The 18,128-nt window shown below is 72.4% G+C and carries 15 protein-coding genes and 1 tRNA gene; 13 read left to right on the plus strand and 3 right to left on the minus strand.

Annotated features, from left to right (window positions below):
• Positions 1 to 102 precede the first annotated feature (102 nt).
• A complete protein-coding gene (locus tag ACFO0B_RS00590) occupies positions 103 to 435 on the minus strand; it encodes an FmdB family zinc ribbon protein (RefSeq protein WP_378610256.1) in 333 nt (110 codons plus the stop codon).
• Between the two features lie 80 nt (positions 436 to 515).
• On the minus strand, positions 516 to 1,130 hold the full coding sequence (locus ACFO0B_RS00595) for a 5-formyltetrahydrofolate cyclo-ligase (RefSeq protein ID WP_378610257.1): 615 nt from the start codon (positions 1,128 to 1,130) through the stop codon (positions 516 to 518).
• Positions 1,131 to 1,210: 80 nt separating this feature from the next.
• Here ACFO0B_RS00595 and ACFO0B_RS00600 point away from each other — a divergent pair, with 80 nt between their 5' ends.
• The 7 genes from ACFO0B_RS00600 (at position 1,211) to ACFO0B_RS00630 (ending at position 9,983) form a co-directional block, all read left to right on the plus strand.
• Positions 1,211 to 2,164 carry a UTP--glucose-1-phosphate uridylyltransferase gene (locus ACFO0B_RS00600; RefSeq protein ID WP_378610258.1) on the plus strand — a complete coding sequence of 318 codons (954 nt, stop codon included), beginning with the start codon at positions 1,211 to 1,213 and terminating at the stop codon, positions 2,162 to 2,164.
• 123 nt (positions 2,165 to 2,287) lie between these two features.
• Positions 2,288 to 3,547, plus strand: a complete 1,260-nt coding sequence (glp, locus tag ACFO0B_RS00605; protein ID WP_378610259.1) for a molybdotransferase-like divisome protein Glp — start codon at positions 2,288 to 2,290, stop codon at positions 3,545 to 3,547.
• Between the two features lie 12 nt (positions 3,548 to 3,559).
• On the plus strand, positions 3,560 to 4,210 hold the full coding sequence (locus tag ACFO0B_RS00610) for a GNAT family N-acetyltransferase (protein ID WP_378610260.1): 651 nt from the start codon (positions 3,560 to 3,562) through the stop codon (positions 4,208 to 4,210).
• Between the two features lie 348 nt (positions 4,211 to 4,558).
• Positions 4,559 to 5,788 carry a divisome protein SepX/GlpR gene (gene sepX / locus ACFO0B_RS00615; protein WP_378610261.1) on the plus strand — a complete coding sequence of 410 codons (1,230 nt, stop codon included), beginning with the start codon at positions 4,559 to 4,561 and terminating at the stop codon, positions 5,786 to 5,788.
• A gap of 108 nt (positions 5,789 to 5,896) precedes the next feature.
• Positions 5,897 to 5,972 (plus strand) — tRNA-Ala (locus ACFO0B_RS00620).
• A gap of 156 nt (positions 5,973 to 6,128) precedes the next feature.
• Positions 6,129 to 7,682 carry an MFS transporter gene (locus tag ACFO0B_RS00625; RefSeq protein WP_378610262.1) on the plus strand — a complete coding sequence of 518 codons (1,554 nt, stop codon included), beginning with the start codon at positions 6,129 to 6,131 and terminating at the stop codon, positions 7,680 to 7,682.
• 1,647 nt (positions 7,683 to 9,329) lie between these two features.
• A complete protein-coding gene (locus ACFO0B_RS00630; RefSeq protein WP_378610263.1) occupies positions 9,330 to 9,983 on the plus strand; it encodes a hypothetical protein in 654 nt (217 codons plus the stop codon).
• Here the strand turns inward: ACFO0B_RS00630 and ACFO0B_RS00635 are convergent.
• On the minus strand, positions 9,964 to 10,689 hold the full coding sequence (locus tag ACFO0B_RS00635; RefSeq protein ID WP_378610264.1) for a uracil-DNA glycosylase: 726 nt from the start codon (positions 10,687 to 10,689) through the stop codon (positions 9,964 to 9,966). The two genes, ACFO0B_RS00630 and ACFO0B_RS00635, sit on opposite strands and share 20 nt — an antisense overlap.
• Positions 10,690 to 10,967: 278 nt before the next feature.
• Here ACFO0B_RS00635 and ACFO0B_RS00640 point away from each other — a divergent pair, with 278 nt between their 5' ends.
• The 6 genes from ACFO0B_RS00640 to ACFO0B_RS00665 all read left to right on the plus strand — a co-directional run bounded on the left by ACFO0B_RS00640 (position 10,968) and on the right by ACFO0B_RS00665 (position 18,075).
• The gene (locus ACFO0B_RS00640; protein ID WP_233020470.1) at positions 10,968 to 11,411 is read left to right on the plus strand and encodes a GyrI-like domain-containing protein; all 444 of its coding nucleotides are present in this window, start codon (positions 10,968 to 10,970) and stop codon (positions 11,409 to 11,411) included.
• Positions 11,408 to 11,842: an effector binding domain-containing protein gene (locus tag ACFO0B_RS00645; RefSeq protein ID WP_378610265.1), complete on the plus strand. Its 435-nt coding sequence runs from the start codon at positions 11,408 to 11,410 to the stop codon at positions 11,840 to 11,842. Before ACFO0B_RS00640 ends, ACFO0B_RS00645 begins: the two co-directional genes overlap by 4 nt.
• Positions 11,843 to 12,104: 262 nt before the next feature.
• Positions 12,105 to 12,863 carry a hypothetical protein gene (locus ACFO0B_RS00650; RefSeq protein WP_378610266.1) on the plus strand — a complete coding sequence of 253 codons (759 nt, stop codon included), beginning with the start codon at positions 12,105 to 12,107 and terminating at the stop codon, positions 12,861 to 12,863.
• On the plus strand, positions 12,853 to 14,988 hold the full coding sequence (locus ACFO0B_RS00655; RefSeq protein ID WP_378610267.1) for an Rv1355c family protein: 2,136 nt from the start codon (positions 12,853 to 12,855) through the stop codon (positions 14,986 to 14,988). The genes ACFO0B_RS00650 and ACFO0B_RS00655 overlap by 11 nt, the downstream gene beginning before the upstream one ends.
• A gap of 43 nt (positions 14,989 to 15,031) precedes the next feature.
• Positions 15,032 to 16,867, plus strand: a complete 1,836-nt coding sequence (locus ACFO0B_RS00660) for a putative bifunctional diguanylate cyclase/phosphodiesterase (protein WP_378610268.1) — start codon at positions 15,032 to 15,034, stop codon at positions 16,865 to 16,867.
• Positions 16,868 to 16,947: 80 nt separating this feature from the next.
• Complete coding sequence (locus ACFO0B_RS00665) at positions 16,948 to 18,075, plus strand: glycosyltransferase (RefSeq protein WP_378610269.1); 1,128 nt, start codon at positions 16,948 to 16,950, stop codon at positions 18,073 to 18,075.
• Positions 18,076 to 18,128: the final 53 nt, after the last annotated feature.

Here is an 18,128-nt window from a genome sequence, read left to right on the forward strand (position 1 = left end):
CACCGGCCGGGAACCGGCTCGAACCGGCCCCTGTGGATAGCGATGAAGCTGTGGACAACTCGGCTCGGGCCGGCGCTTTCGGCACCGGCCCGAGACCTACGATCAGCTCGCGACAGCAGTACTCGTGCTCGACGAACCCGAGGAGGAACCCGATGTCGACGGAGAAGAGGCCGCCGGAGCAGTGCTCGTGCTCGACGACGAATCGGAGCCCGACGAGCTCGAATCAGCCTTCGCGGGGTCGCTCGCGGTGGTCGAGCCACCCCGGCTGTCGGTGCGGTAGAAGCCGCTGCCCTTGAAGACGATGCCGACGGAGTTGAAGAGCTTGCGCAGCCTGCCGGTGCACTCGGGGCATTCGGTCAGCGAGTCGTCGCTGAAGGACTGGACGATGTCGAACCGATTGTCACACTGGGTGCACGCGTACGAGTAAGTAGGCATCGAGATCCTCCGGGGCTGTGTCGATCTAGCACTCTACCGCCGACACTGCCAACGTTGCCAATCGACTCGGCATTCCCGGGTCAGGAAGGGCCTCCAGTGGCGCCGAGCGGTGTGAAACCGGCGTTCGGTGTCAAGGCCCATCCCATCCGGCGGTCGTGCGGCTCCTCGGGTAGTACGGGCACGAGTTCTTCGTCCCGAACCACCGCGATGAGCCGTGCAGCGGGGTCCGCCAGATCGAGGGAGCGGTCGTAGTAGCCCGCGCCACGGCCGAGCCGGACGCCGCGGCGGTCGACGGCGAGGGCGGGGACGAGGATCACACCGGCCCCGGCGAGCACCGCGGGCGGCAGCACCGGGCCGTCCGGCTCGCGCAGCCCGAAGCGGCGGCGTACCAGGTGCTCGGCCCCGGTGTAGACGGCCCAGCTCAGCGGCCCCGGCTCGCCGGTGACGGGCAGCAGAACGGTCGCGCCGGTGCCGGCCAGCGCGTCGAGCATGCGGAGGTCGCCCGGCTCGCCGCGCACCGGAACGTAGGCCGCCACCGTGGCGGGGCCGGGACCGACCGGCGCGGACAGAACTGTGGTTATCGTCTCGGCGAGTGCCAGCGCCTCGGCATCGTGGTCGGCAGTGGAGAGCTGGTTCCGGTGGGTCAGGATGTCGTCGCGCCATGCATGTTTTCCGCGCTCACCGGGCATCTCCATGAACGTCACCATAGGCTCAGCGGAATGGCTGGTCGCCGCAGCGGCGGACCCGCGATGTAATGGATGGATAGGGTAGGCGTATGACAGCGAAGGCCGGACGGTCGGCGAATGGCGGGGTAGGGGTTTTCCGCACGGCTGTGGTGCCGGCAGCGGGTCTGGGGACGCGCTTCCTGCCCGTGACGAAGACGGTGCCGAAGGAATTGCTGCCGGTGGTCGACACGCCGGGGATCGAACTGGTCGCCACGGAGGCCGCGGACTCGGGGGCCGAGCGGCTGGTGATCGTCACCTCGCCGGGTAAAGACGGCGTCGTCGCGCACTTCGTCGAAGACCTGGTGTTGGAGGGCACGCTTGCCGCGCGCGGCAAGATGGAGGCGCTGGAGAAGGTGCGCCGGGCGCCGGGGCTGCTCGACGTCAGCGCGGTGATCCAGGAGGAGCCGCTCGGCCTCGGCCACGCGGTCGCCCAGGCGGAGGCGGTGCTCGACGACGACGAGGACGCCATCGCCGTGCTGCTCCCGGACGACCTGGTGCTCCCGTCCGGTGTGCTCGACGTGATGAGCCGGGTGCGGCGCAAGCGCGGCGGCTCCGTGCTGTGCGCCATCGATGTGCCGAAGGAGCAGGTCAGCGCCTACGGCGTCTTCGACGTCGAGGTGCTGCCGGACGCGGTGAACCCGAATGTGCTCCGGGTCAATGGGATGGTGGAGAAGCCCGCGCTCGCCGACGCGCCGTCCACGTACGCCGCTGCCGGGCGGTATCTGCTGGACCGGGCGATCTTCGACGCGCTGCGCCGGATCGAGCCGGGCGCGGGTGGCGAACTCCAGCTCACCGACGCCATCGCGCTGCTGATCGCGGAGGGACATCCGGTTCATGTGGTCGTGCACCGTGGGTCGCGCCACGATTTGGGCAACCCGGGCGGTTATCTTCGAGCAGCGGTCGATTTCGCCCTGGAACGGGAGGAGTACGGCCCGGCCCTTCGGGAGTGGCTGCAGCACCGGCTCGGCCCGGACTGGGATCCCCAGCTGACGACCTACGACTGACGGGCGCGGTCGAATTTCACGGGCGGTGGACACGTCGGGTACGAATGTGTTCGCCGCCCGGCTGTACGCACGCCGGTGCCGATGCGGCAGCGGCGGCGTGCGAGAGGAGCAGGGAAGGGCTGGATGCGCTCGGTTGAGGATCAGCAGATCAAGGTGACCGCTGCCGCGGTCGCGCCGAGGCCGGTCCGGGTCGCGATCTCGGAGGCCCAGGGTCTGCTGTGCGCCGAGGATGTCGTCACCGAACGGCCGCTGCCCGGCTTCGACCAGGCCGCCATCGACGGCTACGCGGTGCGCAGCGTCGACGTCTCGGCGGCCGGCTCCGACATCAGGGACGAGACCGGCGAGCTCGTCGACCTCACCCTCCCCGTGGTCGGCGAGGTGGTTGCCGGTTCCAGGCAGCCGATCCGGCTGCAGCCGCGGCAGAGCGTCCGGGTGGATACCGGCGCGCCGCTGCCGACGCTCGCGGACGCCGTGCTCCCGCTGGACTTCACCGACGGCGGTCGCGCCCGGATCAAGGTCTACGAGCCGGTGCGCTCCGGCGACTACGTGCGCCGCATCGGCGACGACGTGCAGCCCGGCGACGTCGCGGTGCGCGCGGGGACCATCATCGGCCCCGCGCAGGTGGGGCTGCTCGCCGCGGTCGGGCAGGACAAGGTGCTCGTCCATCCGCGGCCGCGGCTCTCGGTGATCTCCATCGGCGGCGAGTTGATCGACATCGATCGCACGCCGGGGCCGGGGCAGGTCTACGACGTGAACTCCTACGCGCTGGCCGCAGCGGCGCGCGATGCGGGCGCCGATGTGAACCGGGTCGGCATCGTCAGCTCCGATCCGCGCAGGCTGCGCGACGTGGTCGAGGGGCAGCTGATGCGCTCCGAGGTGGTGGTGATCGCGGGCGCCGTCGGCGGCTGGGCCTCGGAACAGGTGCGCGAGGCGCTGGACGGGCTCGGCGAGCTGGAGATCGCCAGGGTGGCCATGCATCCCGGCTCGGTGCAGGGTTTCGGCCGGCTGGGTCGGGACGAGGTGCCGACCTTCCTGCTGCCTGCCAATCCGGTGAGCGCACTTGTGGTCTTCGAGGTGATGGTGCGCCCGCTGATCCGGATCGCGCTCGGCCGCAGGCATCCCATGCGCCGGGTCATCCGGGCGCGGACGATCATGCCGGTCACCTCCATGGCCGGCCGGAAGGGGTACCTGCGCGCACAGCTCATGCGCGACGAGACCACCGGCGACTACCTGGTGCAGCCGCTCGGCAACGGCACCAACGGCTCCTCGCACCTGCTCGCCACGCTCGCGGAGGCCAACAGTCTGATCGTCGTCGAGCCGGACGACACCGAGATCCGCACCGGTGACGAGGTGCGCGTCGCGTTCCTCTCGCAGCGCGGCTGAGGCGTGCAGAGTATGAGCGTTCTCCGGAGTGCGCAGCACCCGGGATGGCCGGCCAAGATCGGTCCGGTCATGGTCGCCGCCGGCGAGGTGCGGCTGCGGCCGGTACGGCTGCGGGACGCCGCCGCCTGGAGCCGGATCCGCCTGCGCGACCGCGACCACCTGGAGCCGTGGGAGCCGACCGGCCGCGGTACCTGGGAGGCGCGCAACCACGCGTCGAACTGGCCGTCGCTCTGGTCGGGGCTGAAGGCCGAGGCGCGGCGGGGCGCCATGATCCCGCTCGCGATCGAGGTGGACGGCGACTTCGCCGGGCAGATCACGGTGGGCAATATCGTGCGCGGCGCGCTGCGCTCGGCCTGGATCGGCTACTGGGTGGCGCGCGACCTGAGCGGGAAGGGCGTGGCGACCGCGGCGCTCGCGCTCGGCCTCGACCACTGCTTCGGCCCGGTCGGGCTGCACCGGGTGGAGGCCACCGTGCGGCCGGAGAACCTGGCGAGCCAGGCGGTGCTGCGGCACGCGGGATTCCGCGAGGAGGGGCTGCTGCGCCGCTACCTCGATGTCGACGGCGCCTGGCGTGATCACCTCCTGGTGGGTATCACCGTCGAAGAGGTGCTCGGCACCGTGGTCGATCGGATCGTGCGGGAGGGACGCGCGACACCGCTCTGAGCTGCGGTGTCGCACCGCCGAAGGGGATCGATCGTCCGGGGGAAAGGAATACGGTGGCTGCACGTGCCGCGGAAGTGGTGGAAATGTGACTGCTGTGGCGCAAGTGCACGGCGCGCCTGCTCGTTGTGATCTCTACCCGGAATTAACCTACGGACGTCGGTGGTGCGTCCCGCGCCGCCGGCACGGAGCCTGTGGGGTGCTCGGCCGGCCGATGAGGGGGCCGGCCGAAGTACCTCCGCGGCGGCCGAACCGCCGCCCCGGACGAGGGCCTGCGCGGTCGCTCGGCGGGGTGCGGCCCGGCCGCGGGCCGAGTGGACCAATCCCGGCGGGGACGGAGGTGTTGACGACATGCCGAATTCGATCCTGTGGATCGGGCTCGTCGTGCTGTGGGTCTTCGTTCTCTTCCCCATGCTCGCCAACCGCCACCCCCGCATCCGGCGCACCACCGACGCCGCGCTGGCGACCCGCGTGCTGTACCGGGGCGGCTCGAAACGCCGCCGCAAGAACGGCCCGCACGACAGCGACCCCGACTACCGGCCGCCCCGACGCACGAGAAGGCTTCCCCAGAGCGATGATGCGGAGGATCGGATGACGACTTCGGCTGACGAGCCCGTCACCGACGACGAACACACCGTCACCGATCCCCGCGCCCGGGAGGATCGGCTCGCGGACACCGACCTGCCCGAGCTCGAGGGGGAGTCCGCCGCCGACGCGGACGCCGACTACGACACGGACGACGAGTACGACGACGTGGCGGACGCCGACGACCGGACCGACGCCGACGACCGGACCGACGAGGACGTCGACGACGCGGATGACCGGGACACGGATCCCGGCGCCGAGGACGCCGAGTACGTGGACGAGCCGTACGAGGACGACGACGAGTACGAGGACGACGACGCCCCCGAACCCGAAACCGCCGAGGACACCGCCGCCCGGGTGAGCGCGCGCATCCCGCCCGCCCCCGCCAAGGCTCCCGCCCGCCTCGATGACGACGACCTCTACGCCGACGAGGAGACCGACTCCGCCGAGGAGCGGACTGCCGAAAAGGAGGCCGCCGAGCACACCGACGACGACTTCGTGCCGACTCGCCGCGGCCGCGGCGGCTACGACCCGGAAGCCGACGCCATCGCCCGCGCCGCGCGCTACACCTTCCGGCAGCGCGCCGTGCTCGGCCTCATGCTCACCGGCCTGCTCTGCGGCGGCCTCGGCCTCGCCGTCGCCCCCGCCCTGTGGTGGGGCACCGCTCTGAGCCTCGTCGTGCTCGTCGGCTACCTCGCGTACCTGCGCAAGCAGGTGCGGATGGAGGAGGAGATCCGGCGCCGCCGCTCCGCCCGGCTGGCCCGCGGCCGTACGCCGAGCGCGGGCGAAGACGCCGAGCCCGCCGCCCCGCGCCGCCAGGCCCGCGCCGCCGTCGGCATGGATCGGGACACCGCCCGCACCCTGCGCCGCCGCTCCGTCCTGCTCGAACCGGACGACGAAGCCCCCGACTTCGAGCAGTTGGAGACCTTTGACCCGGCCGCCGCCCGCGCCCTGCGCAACCGCACCGATGACATGCGCCGCGCTGCGGGCGAGTAGCCCGGCCTGGCCGCCGTCGTGAGAGTATCGCCCCAGCTCACGGTCCCGATTCGGAGTCTGTGGTTCCGCCCTGTTACAGTGTCACAGCGCGGTTCCCAGGAGCCGCACGGGGCTATAGCGCAGTTGGTAGCGCGTCTCGTTCGCATCGAGAAGGTCAGGGGTTCGATTCCCCTTAGCTCCACCATCCGGCCAGATCAGGGGCCTCCGCGATTGCGGAGGCCTCTTTTCGTCTCCCGCGGTGTCGCCGTGAGCAACTGTCGTCGGCCCGCGCGCCGCACCGTCGCCAGCTGTTCATCGGCCATTCGGGCCGGCTGGTTCGGCGGCACCGTACCCTGTGCGCGTGGGGCCGACGGGCACAGCGCCGAGCGCGGCGGCGCGACCGGTCACGGCACTCGCGGCGGTCACCGCCGTCGTGTTCGTGACGTTTCTCGACACCACCATCGTGAGCGTGGCGCTCGGAGCGATCCGGAACGAGCTGCGCACCGATGTGAGCACGCTGCAGTGGGTGGTCAACGCCTACACGGTGGTCTTCGCCGGGTTCATGCTGGCCGGCGGCTCGCTCGGCGACCGGTGGGGGCGCAAGCGGGTGATGATCGCCGGGCTGGTGGTCTTCTGCGCGGGGTCGGTGGTGGCGGCGCTCGCGGCCACCGTGCCGCTGCTCGTCCTCGGCCGCGCGATCATGGGCGTCGGCGCGGCGGCCTCGGAGCCGGGCACGCTCTCGCTACTGCGCCATATCTTCCCGGCCGAGCGTGCCAGGGCCCGCGCGCTCGGCGTGTGGGCGGCGGCGGCCGGGCTGGCGCTGGCCGCGGGGCCGGTGCTCGGTGGCGTCCTGGTGCACGCCTACGGCTGGCGCTCGATCTTCTGGTTCAACCTGCTGCTCGGGGCGGCGGTGCTGCTCGCGGCGCTGTGGGCGGTGCCGGAGAGCTCGGATCCGCCGGACGGGCCGATCGACTGGGCCGGATTCGTGCTCGGCGCCGGTTTTCTCGGCGCGGTGATCTACGCTGCCATCGCCGGTGAGCACGAGGGGTACACCTCGGGGCCGGTGCTCGCGCTCTTCGGCGCGGGAGCGGTCGCCCTCGTCGCCTTCGTGGTCGTCGAGCTGCGCGCTCGCGCACCCGTGCTGCAGCTGCGCTATCTGTGGCCGCCGGCGGTACGGAGTGCGCTGGTGGTGGCGTTCGCCGTCTACTTCGGCATCTTCTCCATCTTCTTCTGCACGGCGCTGTACCTGCAGGTGATGCAGGCGTACTCGGGGGCGCGGACGGCGACGGTGTTCGCGCCGATGGCCGTCGCGATCGTGGCCGGGTCGCTCGCGGCGGGGTTCTGGGTGGCGCGGCGCGGGGCGCGGACGCCGATGATCGCCGGGTGCCTGGTGGGGGCCGCGGGCATTCTGCTCACCCGGTACACGCTGGAGGGAGCGATCGAGGACGGGCCGCTCGCCGCTGCGATGGCGCTGGCCGGTCTCGGCTTCGGCGTCGCGGTGGTGCCGCTGACCTCGGCGGTGCTCTCCGGGCTGCCCGCCGAGCACTCGGGGATGGCGGCGGCGGCGACCAACACGATGCGGCAGGTCGGCTCGGCGGTCGGCGTCGCGGTGCTCGGTGCGCTGGTGAACTCGCTGCTCACCGCAGACCTGAAGGCGCGGATGGCGGAGCACGGGCTGCCGCCGGAGCTGCAGCCCTTCGTGGTGGACGCGGTGCAGCGGGGCGGAATCCCGGAGGGTACGAACATCACCCCGTACCTGCCGTACCTCTCGAAGCTCAACGACGTGCTGAACACCGGCAAGGAGGCGTTTCACCACGGGCTCGAGGTGGCGCTGCTGGTCTCCGCGATCCTGATCCTGGTGGCGGCCGTTGTCACCGCGTTCGACACGCCGCGGCGCGCGGGTGGGGACCGCTGAGCGAACCTTCGGAATTACATCTGTGCAGTTCGTGCCGTACTTCCGAACGGTACTTCCGAATGGCAACCTCCCTCGACGGATCGCCGGACTGGGAGATCTGGATCACAGTTCGTGAAGGGGTTACTCGAAAGACGCCGGGCTCAGCGTAATTCGGGGTGCACCCGGAAGACTTTGTCGTTCACTGTGGGTTTGCGGAGTGGGCGAGGTGACTGTCCGCTCCGGCCGGTCCGCGCCATTCGAGCAGCGTGAACAGCGGATATATGCAATCTTGTTATTGCACAACGGCATTGAGAGGGACCCACGGGGCTCGGTGGTGCGGGGCTCCGGCAGAGGGAGTGTGGCGAGATCATGATGTCGTGGAACGCGTCCGAGCCGAGGGAGAGGGGCGCCGCGGGACGGGCGGCTCCCCGGGGTGAGACGCTTCGCGATGCCGCGCGCCGGGAGAGCGGGCGCCGCGGCTCCTCGCGGCGGGCGGACGCGGAGCGGGAGGGGCCGGCGCCGGAGCGCGGGGCCGAGGTCCCCGGGTCTCCCCGCGGGATGGTTCGGCGGGTGCGCAGCGACGAGTGGGGGCAGGTTCGGTTGCCGCCCCCGGAGGCGTCGGCGGACGCGGTCGTGCCCGAGCCGTGGCCCCAGGGTGGGGGCGTCCCGCCGCGTGGGGGAGCCCTCGCTCCCTGGCCGCAGGATGGGGGCATCCCGCCGCGTGGGGGAGCCCTCGCTCCCTGGCCGCAGGGCGGGAGCGTCCCGCCGCGTGGGGTTGCGCCTGAGCCATGGTCGCAGAGTGGGGGAGTCCCGCCTCCTGAGCCGTGGTCGGCGAGTGGCGGAGTTCCGTCTCGCGGGGCCGCGCCCGAGCCGTGGCCGGTGCGGGACGCGGGAGCGCCGCCGCGGGGTGTTCCCGACCAGGGGCCGTTCGGGCGCGCGGTGGGGCGTCGCGGTGAGATGATGCCCTACGGCGACGGAGCGGGGCGCCCTCGGCAGCCCGGTCCGTACGACCCGCCGGGTCGCCGGGGCGGCATGCCCAACGGCGAGCCGCGGCGCAGCGGAGGGACTTTCGGGGTGGGGCCTGCGGGCGACGCCCCGCGACGTGGAGGCGGTGAGATGGCCGGCGCCACACCATCGGGCGAGCAGGGGGGCTGCCCGCCGTCCGGAGAGTTCCCGCAGGTGGGGCGGCGATCCGGGGGTGCGCACCGGTCCGGGGAGATTCCCCGGGTGCCGCCGGACGCCTACCGCACCGGCGAATTCCCGCGCCTCCGCCCGGGGCCGCCGCGCTCGGGTGAGATGCCGCAGGTGCGCCCGGATGAATCCGGTTCGGCCGCGCTGCCGAGACGCGCCGACACGGGCGAGACCGCACGCCGGCGCCCCGATGCTCCCGGCTCGGGTGCGCTACCCCGTCTCCGCCCTGACGCCCCGCGCTCGGGTGAGATGCCGCGGGTGCGCGCTGACGCCTCGCGCTCGGGTGAGATGCCGAGGGTGCGCTCTGACGCGGCCTCCGGACGCGCCGGCTCCGCGCGCTCCGGTGGACCTCAACGCCCGGACGCGCCCGACTCGGGGGCACTACCGCGGATCCCGCGCTCCGGCGAACTTCCCCGGACCCCGCAGGGCAGACGGCGCGGCGAAGGCCCCCCACCCCCGGGCTCGCTCCGCGACGCCGTGCGCCGCGACCGCGGCGGCCCCCTGCCCCCGCAGCGCATCCCCCCGCAGCCGAAGAAGGGGAGGGCATCGGCCCCGCTCTGGCCGGGCATGCTCACCCCCGGTCTCTCCGCCGCGCAGCAACCGGTGCCAGCGAAACCGCGGGTGCGCCGCTCGCTGCTGGTCGGCCTGGTCGCGGTGGCGGGCTCGCTGGCCACCGCGGCGGTGGTGCTCACCTACACCGCGGCGGCGACGAACCCGCGCCAGCCGGTCGCGGCGATCACCGACCCCATCCTCGGCGGCGGCCCCGGCTGCGAGCCGACCAGGGAGAACGGCCTGGTCCGCGGCAACGGCCTCGGCTCGACCGATACCGGTCCCGAGGCGGTCCTCGCGTTCCAGCACGCCTACTACGTGACCCGCTCCGGCATCGCGGCCCGCGCGGTGACCGCTCCGGACGCGGCGGTCTCCACGGTGGAGGTGATCGACGCGGGCATCGCGTCGGTGCCGCCGAACACGCAGCACTGCGTGCTGATCACGCAGATGGCGGACGGCCGGTTCGACGTGGTGATCACCGAGGCCCGCCCGGACGGCGCCGTGCGCACGTACCGTCAGTTCGTCACCGTCACGGTGTGGGAGGGCCGGGTGGTGATCGCCGCTATCGCCCGTCCGTCCTGACCGGGAGCCCGGCCGCGCGGCCCGCCGCGGCGAGCACCTGCTCCAGCATGGCCGGGGTGAGCCTGCCGGTGAAGGTGTTCTGCTGGCTGACGTGGTAGCTGCCGAAGACCTGCAGCGGCCCCCGCTCCGCGCCGCCCGGGGCCAGCGTCACCCGCGCGCCGTGCCCGAAGCGCGGCCGCGGCCGCGGCACCTGCCAGCCGTTGGCGCCGAGGACGGGGAGCAGCGCCTGCCAGCCGAACCCGCCGAGCACGACGACCGCGCGCAGCGTCGGCGCCAGCAAGCCGAGTTCCAGCTCCAGCCAGTGCCTGCACCGGTCGCGCTCGTCGACCGACGGCTTGTTCTCCGGCGGCGCGCAGTGCACCGGCGCGGTGATCCGGACGCCGCGCAGCCGCAGCCCGTCGTCGGCGGCGACCGCGGTGGGCTGGTTGGCCAGCCCGACGGCGTGCAGGGCGGCGTAGAGGACGTCGCCGCTGCGGTCGCCGGTGAACATCCGGCCGGTGCGGTTGGCGCCGTGCGCGGCCGGTGCGAGCCCGACGATGAGCAGCGCGGCGTCCGCGGGACCGAAGGCGGGGACGGCCCGGCCCCAGTACGTCTGCTCGCGGAAGGCGGCGCGTTTCTCCCGCGCCACCCGTTCCCGCCAGGCCACCAGCCGGGGGCAGCCGAAACAATCCGCGACGGCGGCGTCGAGCTCCGCGATCGAGTGCACGGCGGTGCTCCCGGCGGGATCCGTGATGCGCCCGCTCCGTGATTTCCGGCCGGTCGCCGGTCGCGCTCCGATTCGGTCGGCGGGAACTTCCGGATTACCGATGGTTCACTTTCCCTTCGTCGGCGCAGGAATCCGATACCGGACGTCGATCAATGCCGCGGGAATGACCGGCGCCACGGCCGGGCGAACGATCATCGGATCCACGGGTTGATAGCATGGCACCTCCGAAGAGCCCCTGTGGAGGGAGCTACCCCGGTTTCACCCGAAAGAGTCGATCCATGCAGTTCGAAATCGTCGAGCGGGACGAGACGTGGGTTGCCGGGCTGCCGGTGCGCAGCCCGAAGCGCGCGCTCGGAGAGCTGCGGGACCAGGCGCTGGAGGCGGCCTGGGCAGCGGTGCTGCACCAGGACCTCGGTGGTCCGCTCGCCAGCGCCTACACCGATTACTCCGGTGAGCTCGGGACGTACAACACCCAGATCGTCGGATATCGGTGTTCGTCGTTCGAGGAAGTCACCAGGGGTCATATCGTGGCAAGGTTGCCGCGCGGAAAGTATGCGAAATTCTCATCGATGGGTAATTTCCCGCAGATTATGACGGATTTGTGGACGCAAATATCGTACGCCGAGGAGCACAATCAGCTGAAGCGCACCTACTCGGGTGATTTCGAGTGGTATCCGCACGCCTACAAGATCGAGCTCTACCTGGCGGTAGAGCCGCGATGACCTACACGATCGCGGTGCGCCCCGAGGCGATCTACGGCGGGCTCGTCGTTCCCCGCGTACGGCCCAGCTTCAAGGTCAGCAACAGCGACCTGATCGAATTCCTGAAGGATCGGCTGCGCGACCGGGACATCGCCGAGCGCATGCTCTACACGCTCTACGTGCCCGACCCCGCCGGCAATTACAACGCGGTCGTCTGCCTCGACTACCCGCAGCCGGCCGAGGTGCCGGTGGGCGACGTGCTCGTCCGGGTGCCGAAGGGCGTGTTCGCCCGCTTCGAGCCGAACGGCGACTACCACGACCCGGTCGAGGATGTCTGGGCGCAGGTCGACGACGCCACCGCCTCGGCCGAGATCACCCGGGCCTACCGGGAGGAGATCGAGGTGTGGCGCAAGCCCGACTCGGTCGAATTGTTCATCTCGATACTGGTCTGACCAGCAGCGGTCCCGCTGGGTTGCCGCCTGGTTGCCATGAGGGGACCAACCGGTCTATCCGGTATCACCCCTTATTGCGTCCCGCTCCGGCCTCGGGGCGAATTAATAGAAATGTGACATGGTCACGGGAGATTAACCGGATAAGTGGTCAATTTCTGTCGAATGACGGATACTTCCACTGGCGGGTCGACCGAACAGTACGTTCGGGCAGGCTGCCGCATCGGTTCGAGGGCCGCCCGGCGGCGGTAGCAGGAGTTGACCCATGACTGTCGAAACGATCGCGGTCGGCCCTGCCGGCGCACCCGAGGACCGTGCCCGGCGCACGATCACCACCGTCGGCGGCCACTTCCTCGACCTGGCCTCCGGCTGCCGCATCCGGCTGGCGACCCCCGCCGCGGAGCCCGGGCTCTGGGCCCGCTACCTGGACGGCGCGCTGCGCACCTACCGGCACTTCGGGGTCGAGTCGGCGCTGGAGCTCTCCGCCACCGCCGGCGGCGACACCACCGCGCTCTTCTGCACCGCCATCGACCCCGACGGCCGGATGGTGGCCGGGGTCCGGGTGCAGGGCAGGTATCGGCGGGTCACCGACGCCACCTCGCTGCTGGCCTGGGAGGGCCGTCCCGGCGAGAGCGCGCTGCGCATGATGATGGCGGGCAGGCTGCCGTTCGGCGTCGTCGAGGGGCGTGGCGCCTGGGTCTCCAGGGAGACGCCGTACCGCAACGAGCTCGGCGCCGCGATCTCGCGCTGCCTCGCGCACGCGCCGCGGCTGCTCGACGCGCGCTTCTGCTTCGCCACCGTCGCCTCCTTCGCCGCGAGCAGACACGCGGCCAGCGGCGGCATGACGGCCACCGACATCGCCCCGGTGCCGTACCCGGACGACCGCTACCGCACGGTGCCGATCTGGTGGGACACCAGGCGCTACCGCAGCACCGCGGCGCCCGACCAGTACGCGGCCATGCGGGCCGAGTGGGCCGAGCTCGGCCTACCCGAGCCCGACCCGCGGCCGTTCCATGGCTGCTGAGCCGGGCGCGGCGCACCGGCCGCTCATCCTCGACCCCGCCGCCCCCGGCGCCGCGGCCGCCATCGCCGAGCTGCGGGAACGCCCCGGGATCGAGATCACCGACCTGCGCGCGCCGCTGCGCGCCGAACTGGCCGAGATCCCGGAGCCCGCGCCGCAGGCCGGGGACCGCTGGGTCTACTACCCGTGGCGCAACCGGCTGCTCGGGCTGCCCGCCGAGCCGGAGTTCCGCGCGGTCCGGCTGAACCGCAACCGGAACAAGCTCACCGCCGCCGAGCAGGCGGTGCTCGGCGCGCTGCGGATCGGGGTGGTCGGGCAGAGCGTCGGCCACGCCGTCGCCTACGCGCTGGCGCAGGAGGGCATCTGCGGCTACCTGCGGCTGGCCGACTTCGACGCGATCGCGCTCTCCAACCTGAACCGGGTGCCTGCCACGCTCTTCGACATCGGGGTGAACAAGGCGGTGGTGACCGCGCGCCGGATCGCCGAGCTCGACCCCTACCTCCCGGTCGACATCCACCCCGGCGGCGTGGACGGGGAGTCCATGCCGGAGTACCTGGCCGGGCTCTCGCTCGTGGTCGAGGAGTGCGACTCGCTCGACGTCAAGCTGCTGGTCCGCGAGCACGCGCGCGCCGCCGGGCTGCCGGTGGTGATGGAGACCAGCGACCGCGGGCTGCTCGATGTCGAGCGCTACGACCTGGAGCCGGAGCGTGCGCCCTTCCACGGCATGCTCGGCGGGGTGCGGGCCGCGGATCTGCGCGGACTGGCCTCCCGGGACAAGGCGCCCTACGTCATGGGCATCCTCGGCGCGGACCAGATCTCCGCCCGGATGGGTGCCAGCATGGTCGAGATCGACGAGACCCTCGCGGCCTGGCCGCAGCTGGGCAGCGAGGTCATGCTCGGTGGCGCGCTGGTGGCCGCCGCGGTGCGCCGGATCGGGCTCGGCGGCGCGCTGCCGTCCGGCCGGGTCCGGATCGACCTGGAGGCCGAGCTCGACCGGGTGGCCGCGCCCGAGGTTCCGGCCGCCGCGACCGCGGCGCCGGACGAGCCGGACCCGCGGGTGCCGCCGCCGGACGCCTCGGATGTGCGCAAGGTGCTGCACTGCGCGCAGCGCGCCCCCTCGGGCGGGAACGCGCAGCCGTGGACGCTGACCGCCGACGCGGCGGAGATCCGGATCGAACTGCGCACGGACTACCGCACCGGGCTCGACCATCGCTTCCGGGGCAGCGCCGTCGCGCTCGGCGCCGCGCTCTACAACGCGCGGGCGGCCGCCGCGGCACTCGGCATCCTCGGCGCTGTGGAACTCCGTGAACCGGACGGCGATGGCCTGCTTGCGACGTTGCGTCTGGGACACGGCTCGGATCCGGCGCTCGCCGCCGACTATCCGCTGGCGCTGCGGCGCGAGACCAATCGCAGGCTCGGCGCGGGCGGTGCACTGGACGGGACACTCACCGCCGAGCTGCGCGCCGCCGCGACGGCGGAGGGGGCGATGTTGCGGATCGTCGACGATCCGGACGCGCTCGCCGAGGCGGCCGCGATCCTGGCCGCCTCGGATCGGGTGCGCTACCTGGAGCCCGAGCTGCACCGCGAGCTGTTCGACGAGGTCAGGGCTGTCGATGACGACCTGACGGCCGGGATCGACGTGCGCAGCCTCGAGCTCGCGCCGGACGAGCGGGTGGCGTTCGAGGTGGCGCGCCGCCCCGACATCATGGCGAATCTGCGGGACTGGTCCGGCGGGTCGGCGCTCGGCGACAGCACCCGCGACCGGGTGCTCACGGCCGCCGCGATCCTGGTCGTGACGGTACCGGCCGAGACGGTCGGCGCGCCGGGATTGACCGGTTACGCCCGTGGCGGCGCCGCCGCCGAGCGGGTGTGGATCGCGGCGCAACGAGCAGGTCTTGCCGTCCAGCCGATCTCCCCGGTCTTCCTCTATGCGCGCGACGTCAGCGAACTGGCCGCGATTTCCCCCGGCTTCGTGGATACACTGACGTCACTTCAGGGACGATTCCTACACCTCGTCGGCGTTCCCGAACGTGAGACCATGGCATTGGCGCTGCGCGTGAGCCGGGCCGCCGACGCGACGGTCCGGAGCAGGCGACGTCCGATGCCGGGCGTGGACACCAGCAGCTAGTGCGATCGGAGACAAGGTGCCTCGGCGGACACTCGACTCACTGGTGACCGAAGTCGCCTCCGAGCTGATGGGTGTCGACGCGACCACGATGAAGGCGGCCACCGAACGGGTACTGGCGGCCCTGGTGGAGTACTTCGACGTCGACTTCAGCTACGTCCGGCACACCGACCGCGAACTCCGCGCGACCGTCCTGGTCGCCGAGTGGCCGCCGCGCGAGGACGTGCCCGACCCCGATCCGCTCCGGGTCGTCTACTTCGACAAGGCCGACTCGGTCTTCAAGGCGCTGGAGAACGCGACCGAGCCGTTCCTGGTCACCAGGGACGACGCGGATTACCAGGAGACCATCCGCCGCGCCTCCGGCCTGCCCTACGTGACCTCGGCGGCAGTGCCGCTGCTCTCCCGCGGCGAGTCCACCGGGCTGCTCGGCTTCATCAAGGTCGGCGACCGCGACTGGACCACCCGCGAGCTCAATGTGCTCAAGGCGATCGCCGCGCTCTTCGCCCAGTTGCAGGCGAGGGTGGTGGCCGAGGAGCGGCTGCGCTACATCGCGCTGCACGACGATCTGACCGGGCTGGCGAACCGCAGGGCGCTGCTCGAGCACATGGAGGAACGTTTGCGGGCCGGTAGCCCGGGTCCGGTCGCGACCTTCTTCCTCGACCTGGACCGGCTGAAGGCGCTCAACGACTTTCTGGGACACACCGCGGGCGACAATTTCATCCGTTCGCTCTCCGCCCGGCTCCGGGAGAACCTGGACCCGACCGACATGATCGCCCGGCTCGGCGGCGACGAGTTCGTGATCGTCCCGGCCAAGCCGATGGACGCGGTGGCCGCGGAGAACGAGGCCACCCGGATCCAGCAGCTGATCGGGCGCCGGGTCACCGTCGGCGGGGAGTCGGTGAGCCGCGGCGCCAGCGTCGGGGTGGCGCTCGGCATCCCGGGCGAGACCACCGTCGCCGACGTGCTGCGCCGGGCCGACCACGCGCTGCTCTCGGCCAAGTCCGGCGGCGGCAACGGGGTCGCGGTCTTCACCGACGCCATGCGCGCCCAGTTCGAGCTGCAGGACGACGTGGAGCTGAACCTGCGCGGCGCCGTCGCCGACGGCTCGCTGATCCTGCACTACCAGCCCGAGGTGGATCTGCGCACCGGCCGGATCGTCGCGCTGGAGGCGCTGGTGCGCTGGCTGCACCCGACCCGGGGGCTGTTGCCGCCGGGCGCCTTCGTCAGCGTGGCCGAGGCCACCAACCTGGCGGGCGAGCTGGGCCGCTGGGTGATCCGCTCGGCCTGCGCGCAGTTCGCCGAGTGGCGCAGGCGGGGGCTGGCCGCTGACGTCGTCATGCGGATCAACGTCTCGCCGGTGCAGCTGGTCAGCCTGGACTTCGTGGAGCGGATCGAGGACATGCTCCGGCTGTTCGGCATCGACGGCAGCTCGATCTGCCTGGAGATCACCGAACACGTCGTGGTGCAGGATCTCTCACGCACCCAGGTGACGCTGCGCGGGCTCAAGCGGATGGGCGTGCAGATCGCCATCGACGACTTCGGCACCGGCTACAGCTCGCTCTCGCACCTCAAGGCGCTGCCGGTGGACGCGGTGAAGATCGACCGCGGCTTCGTGCAGCGGCTCGGCGCCAGCGCCGACGACCTCGCCATCGTGAAGTCGATCATCGGGCTGGCCGGGTCGTTCGGGCTCGGCGTCGTCGGCGAGGGAGTGGAGACGCCGGTCGCGGCGCGCACCCTGGTCGGGCTCGGCTGCTACCGGGCGCAGGGGTTCCTGATCGCGCGGCCGATGCCCGCCGAGCAGGCCGAGGTGCACCTGGCCGAGGGGCGGATCCCGCTCGACCTGGATCTACCGCGGCCGGATCGCGGCGCGCCCGCGCGCTGAACCGCGCGATTCGTCGCCTCTTCGTACGGCGTTCACACGGCGTTGGTCACCGGGCACTCCGCCGCCTCCACGATCGGCGGGTGCGCATCGTGCAGCTCGCCAATTTCTACGGCCCGCGCTCCGGGGGGCTGCGCACCGCGCTGCACCACCTGGGTGACGGCTACGTCGCCGCCGGGCACGAGGTGGTACTGATCGTGCCAGGCCCGCGGCGCACCGAGGAGGTGCTGCCGACCGGCGCCGTGCGGATCACGCTGCCCGCGCTGCCGATCCCCGGCACCGGCGGGTACCGTGCCGCCGACCCGCGCCGGGTGGCCGACGTGCTGACCGGGCTGCGGCCGGACGTGCTCGAGGTCTCCGACCGGCTCACGCTGCGCGGCTTCGGCCGCTGGGCGCGGCGCCGCGACGTGGCCGGCGTGATGATCTCGCACGAGCGGCTCGACCGATTCGTCGGTCAGGTGCTGCCCGGTCCGGCCGCGCGGCGCTTCGCCGACTTCGCCAACCGGCGCACCGCCGAGCAGTACGACGTGGTGGTCTGCACCACCGAGTTCGCCCGCGCCGAGTTCCGCCGGATCGACGCCCCGAACGTGGAGCTGGTTCCGCTCGGCGTCGACCTGGAGCTCTTCAGCCCGCACCGGGTGGACGAGCGGCTGCGCGCCGAGCTCGGCGTCGCCGGGCACCCGCTGCTGGTGCACTGCGGCAGGCTCTCGGTGGAGAAGCGGGTGGACCGGAGCATCGAGGCGATCGGCGAGCTGGCCGAGGCCGGGATCGGCGCGCGGCTCGTCGTGGCCGGGGACGGCCCGCGCCGGGAGGCGCTGGAGCGGCGCGCCCGGCTGCTGCCGAAGCTGCCCGGCGGCGCCCCCGCGGTGCACTTCACCGGCTTCATCAGCGACCGCGACCGGGTCGCCGCGCTGCTCGCCACCGCCGACGTCTCGCTGGCGCCCGGCCCGCACGAGACCTTCGGGCTGGCCGCGCTGGAGGCGCTGGCCGCGGGGACGCCGGTGGTGGCGAGCCGCTCCTCCGCGCTCGCCGACATCGTCACCGCGGAGTGCGGCGCCGTCGCCGCCGACCATCCGGCCGCCTTCGCCCGCGCGGTGGACGGCGTGCTCGCCATGCCGACCGCGGGCCGCAGGCTGGCCGCGCGCAGCAGGGCCGAGCAGTTCACCTGGCCGCGCGCGGTTGCCGGGATGCTCGCGGTGCTCGCGCGCTGAGTACGGCAGCACCGGAGCACCTGGCACGTCGAAGTACCCTGCGACAACGGGAC

Source organism: Nocardia jiangsuensis (genome assembly GCF_042650385.1).
Taxonomy (GTDB): Bacteria; Actinomycetota; Actinomycetes; order Mycobacteriales; family Mycobacteriaceae; genus Nocardia; species Nocardia jiangsuensis.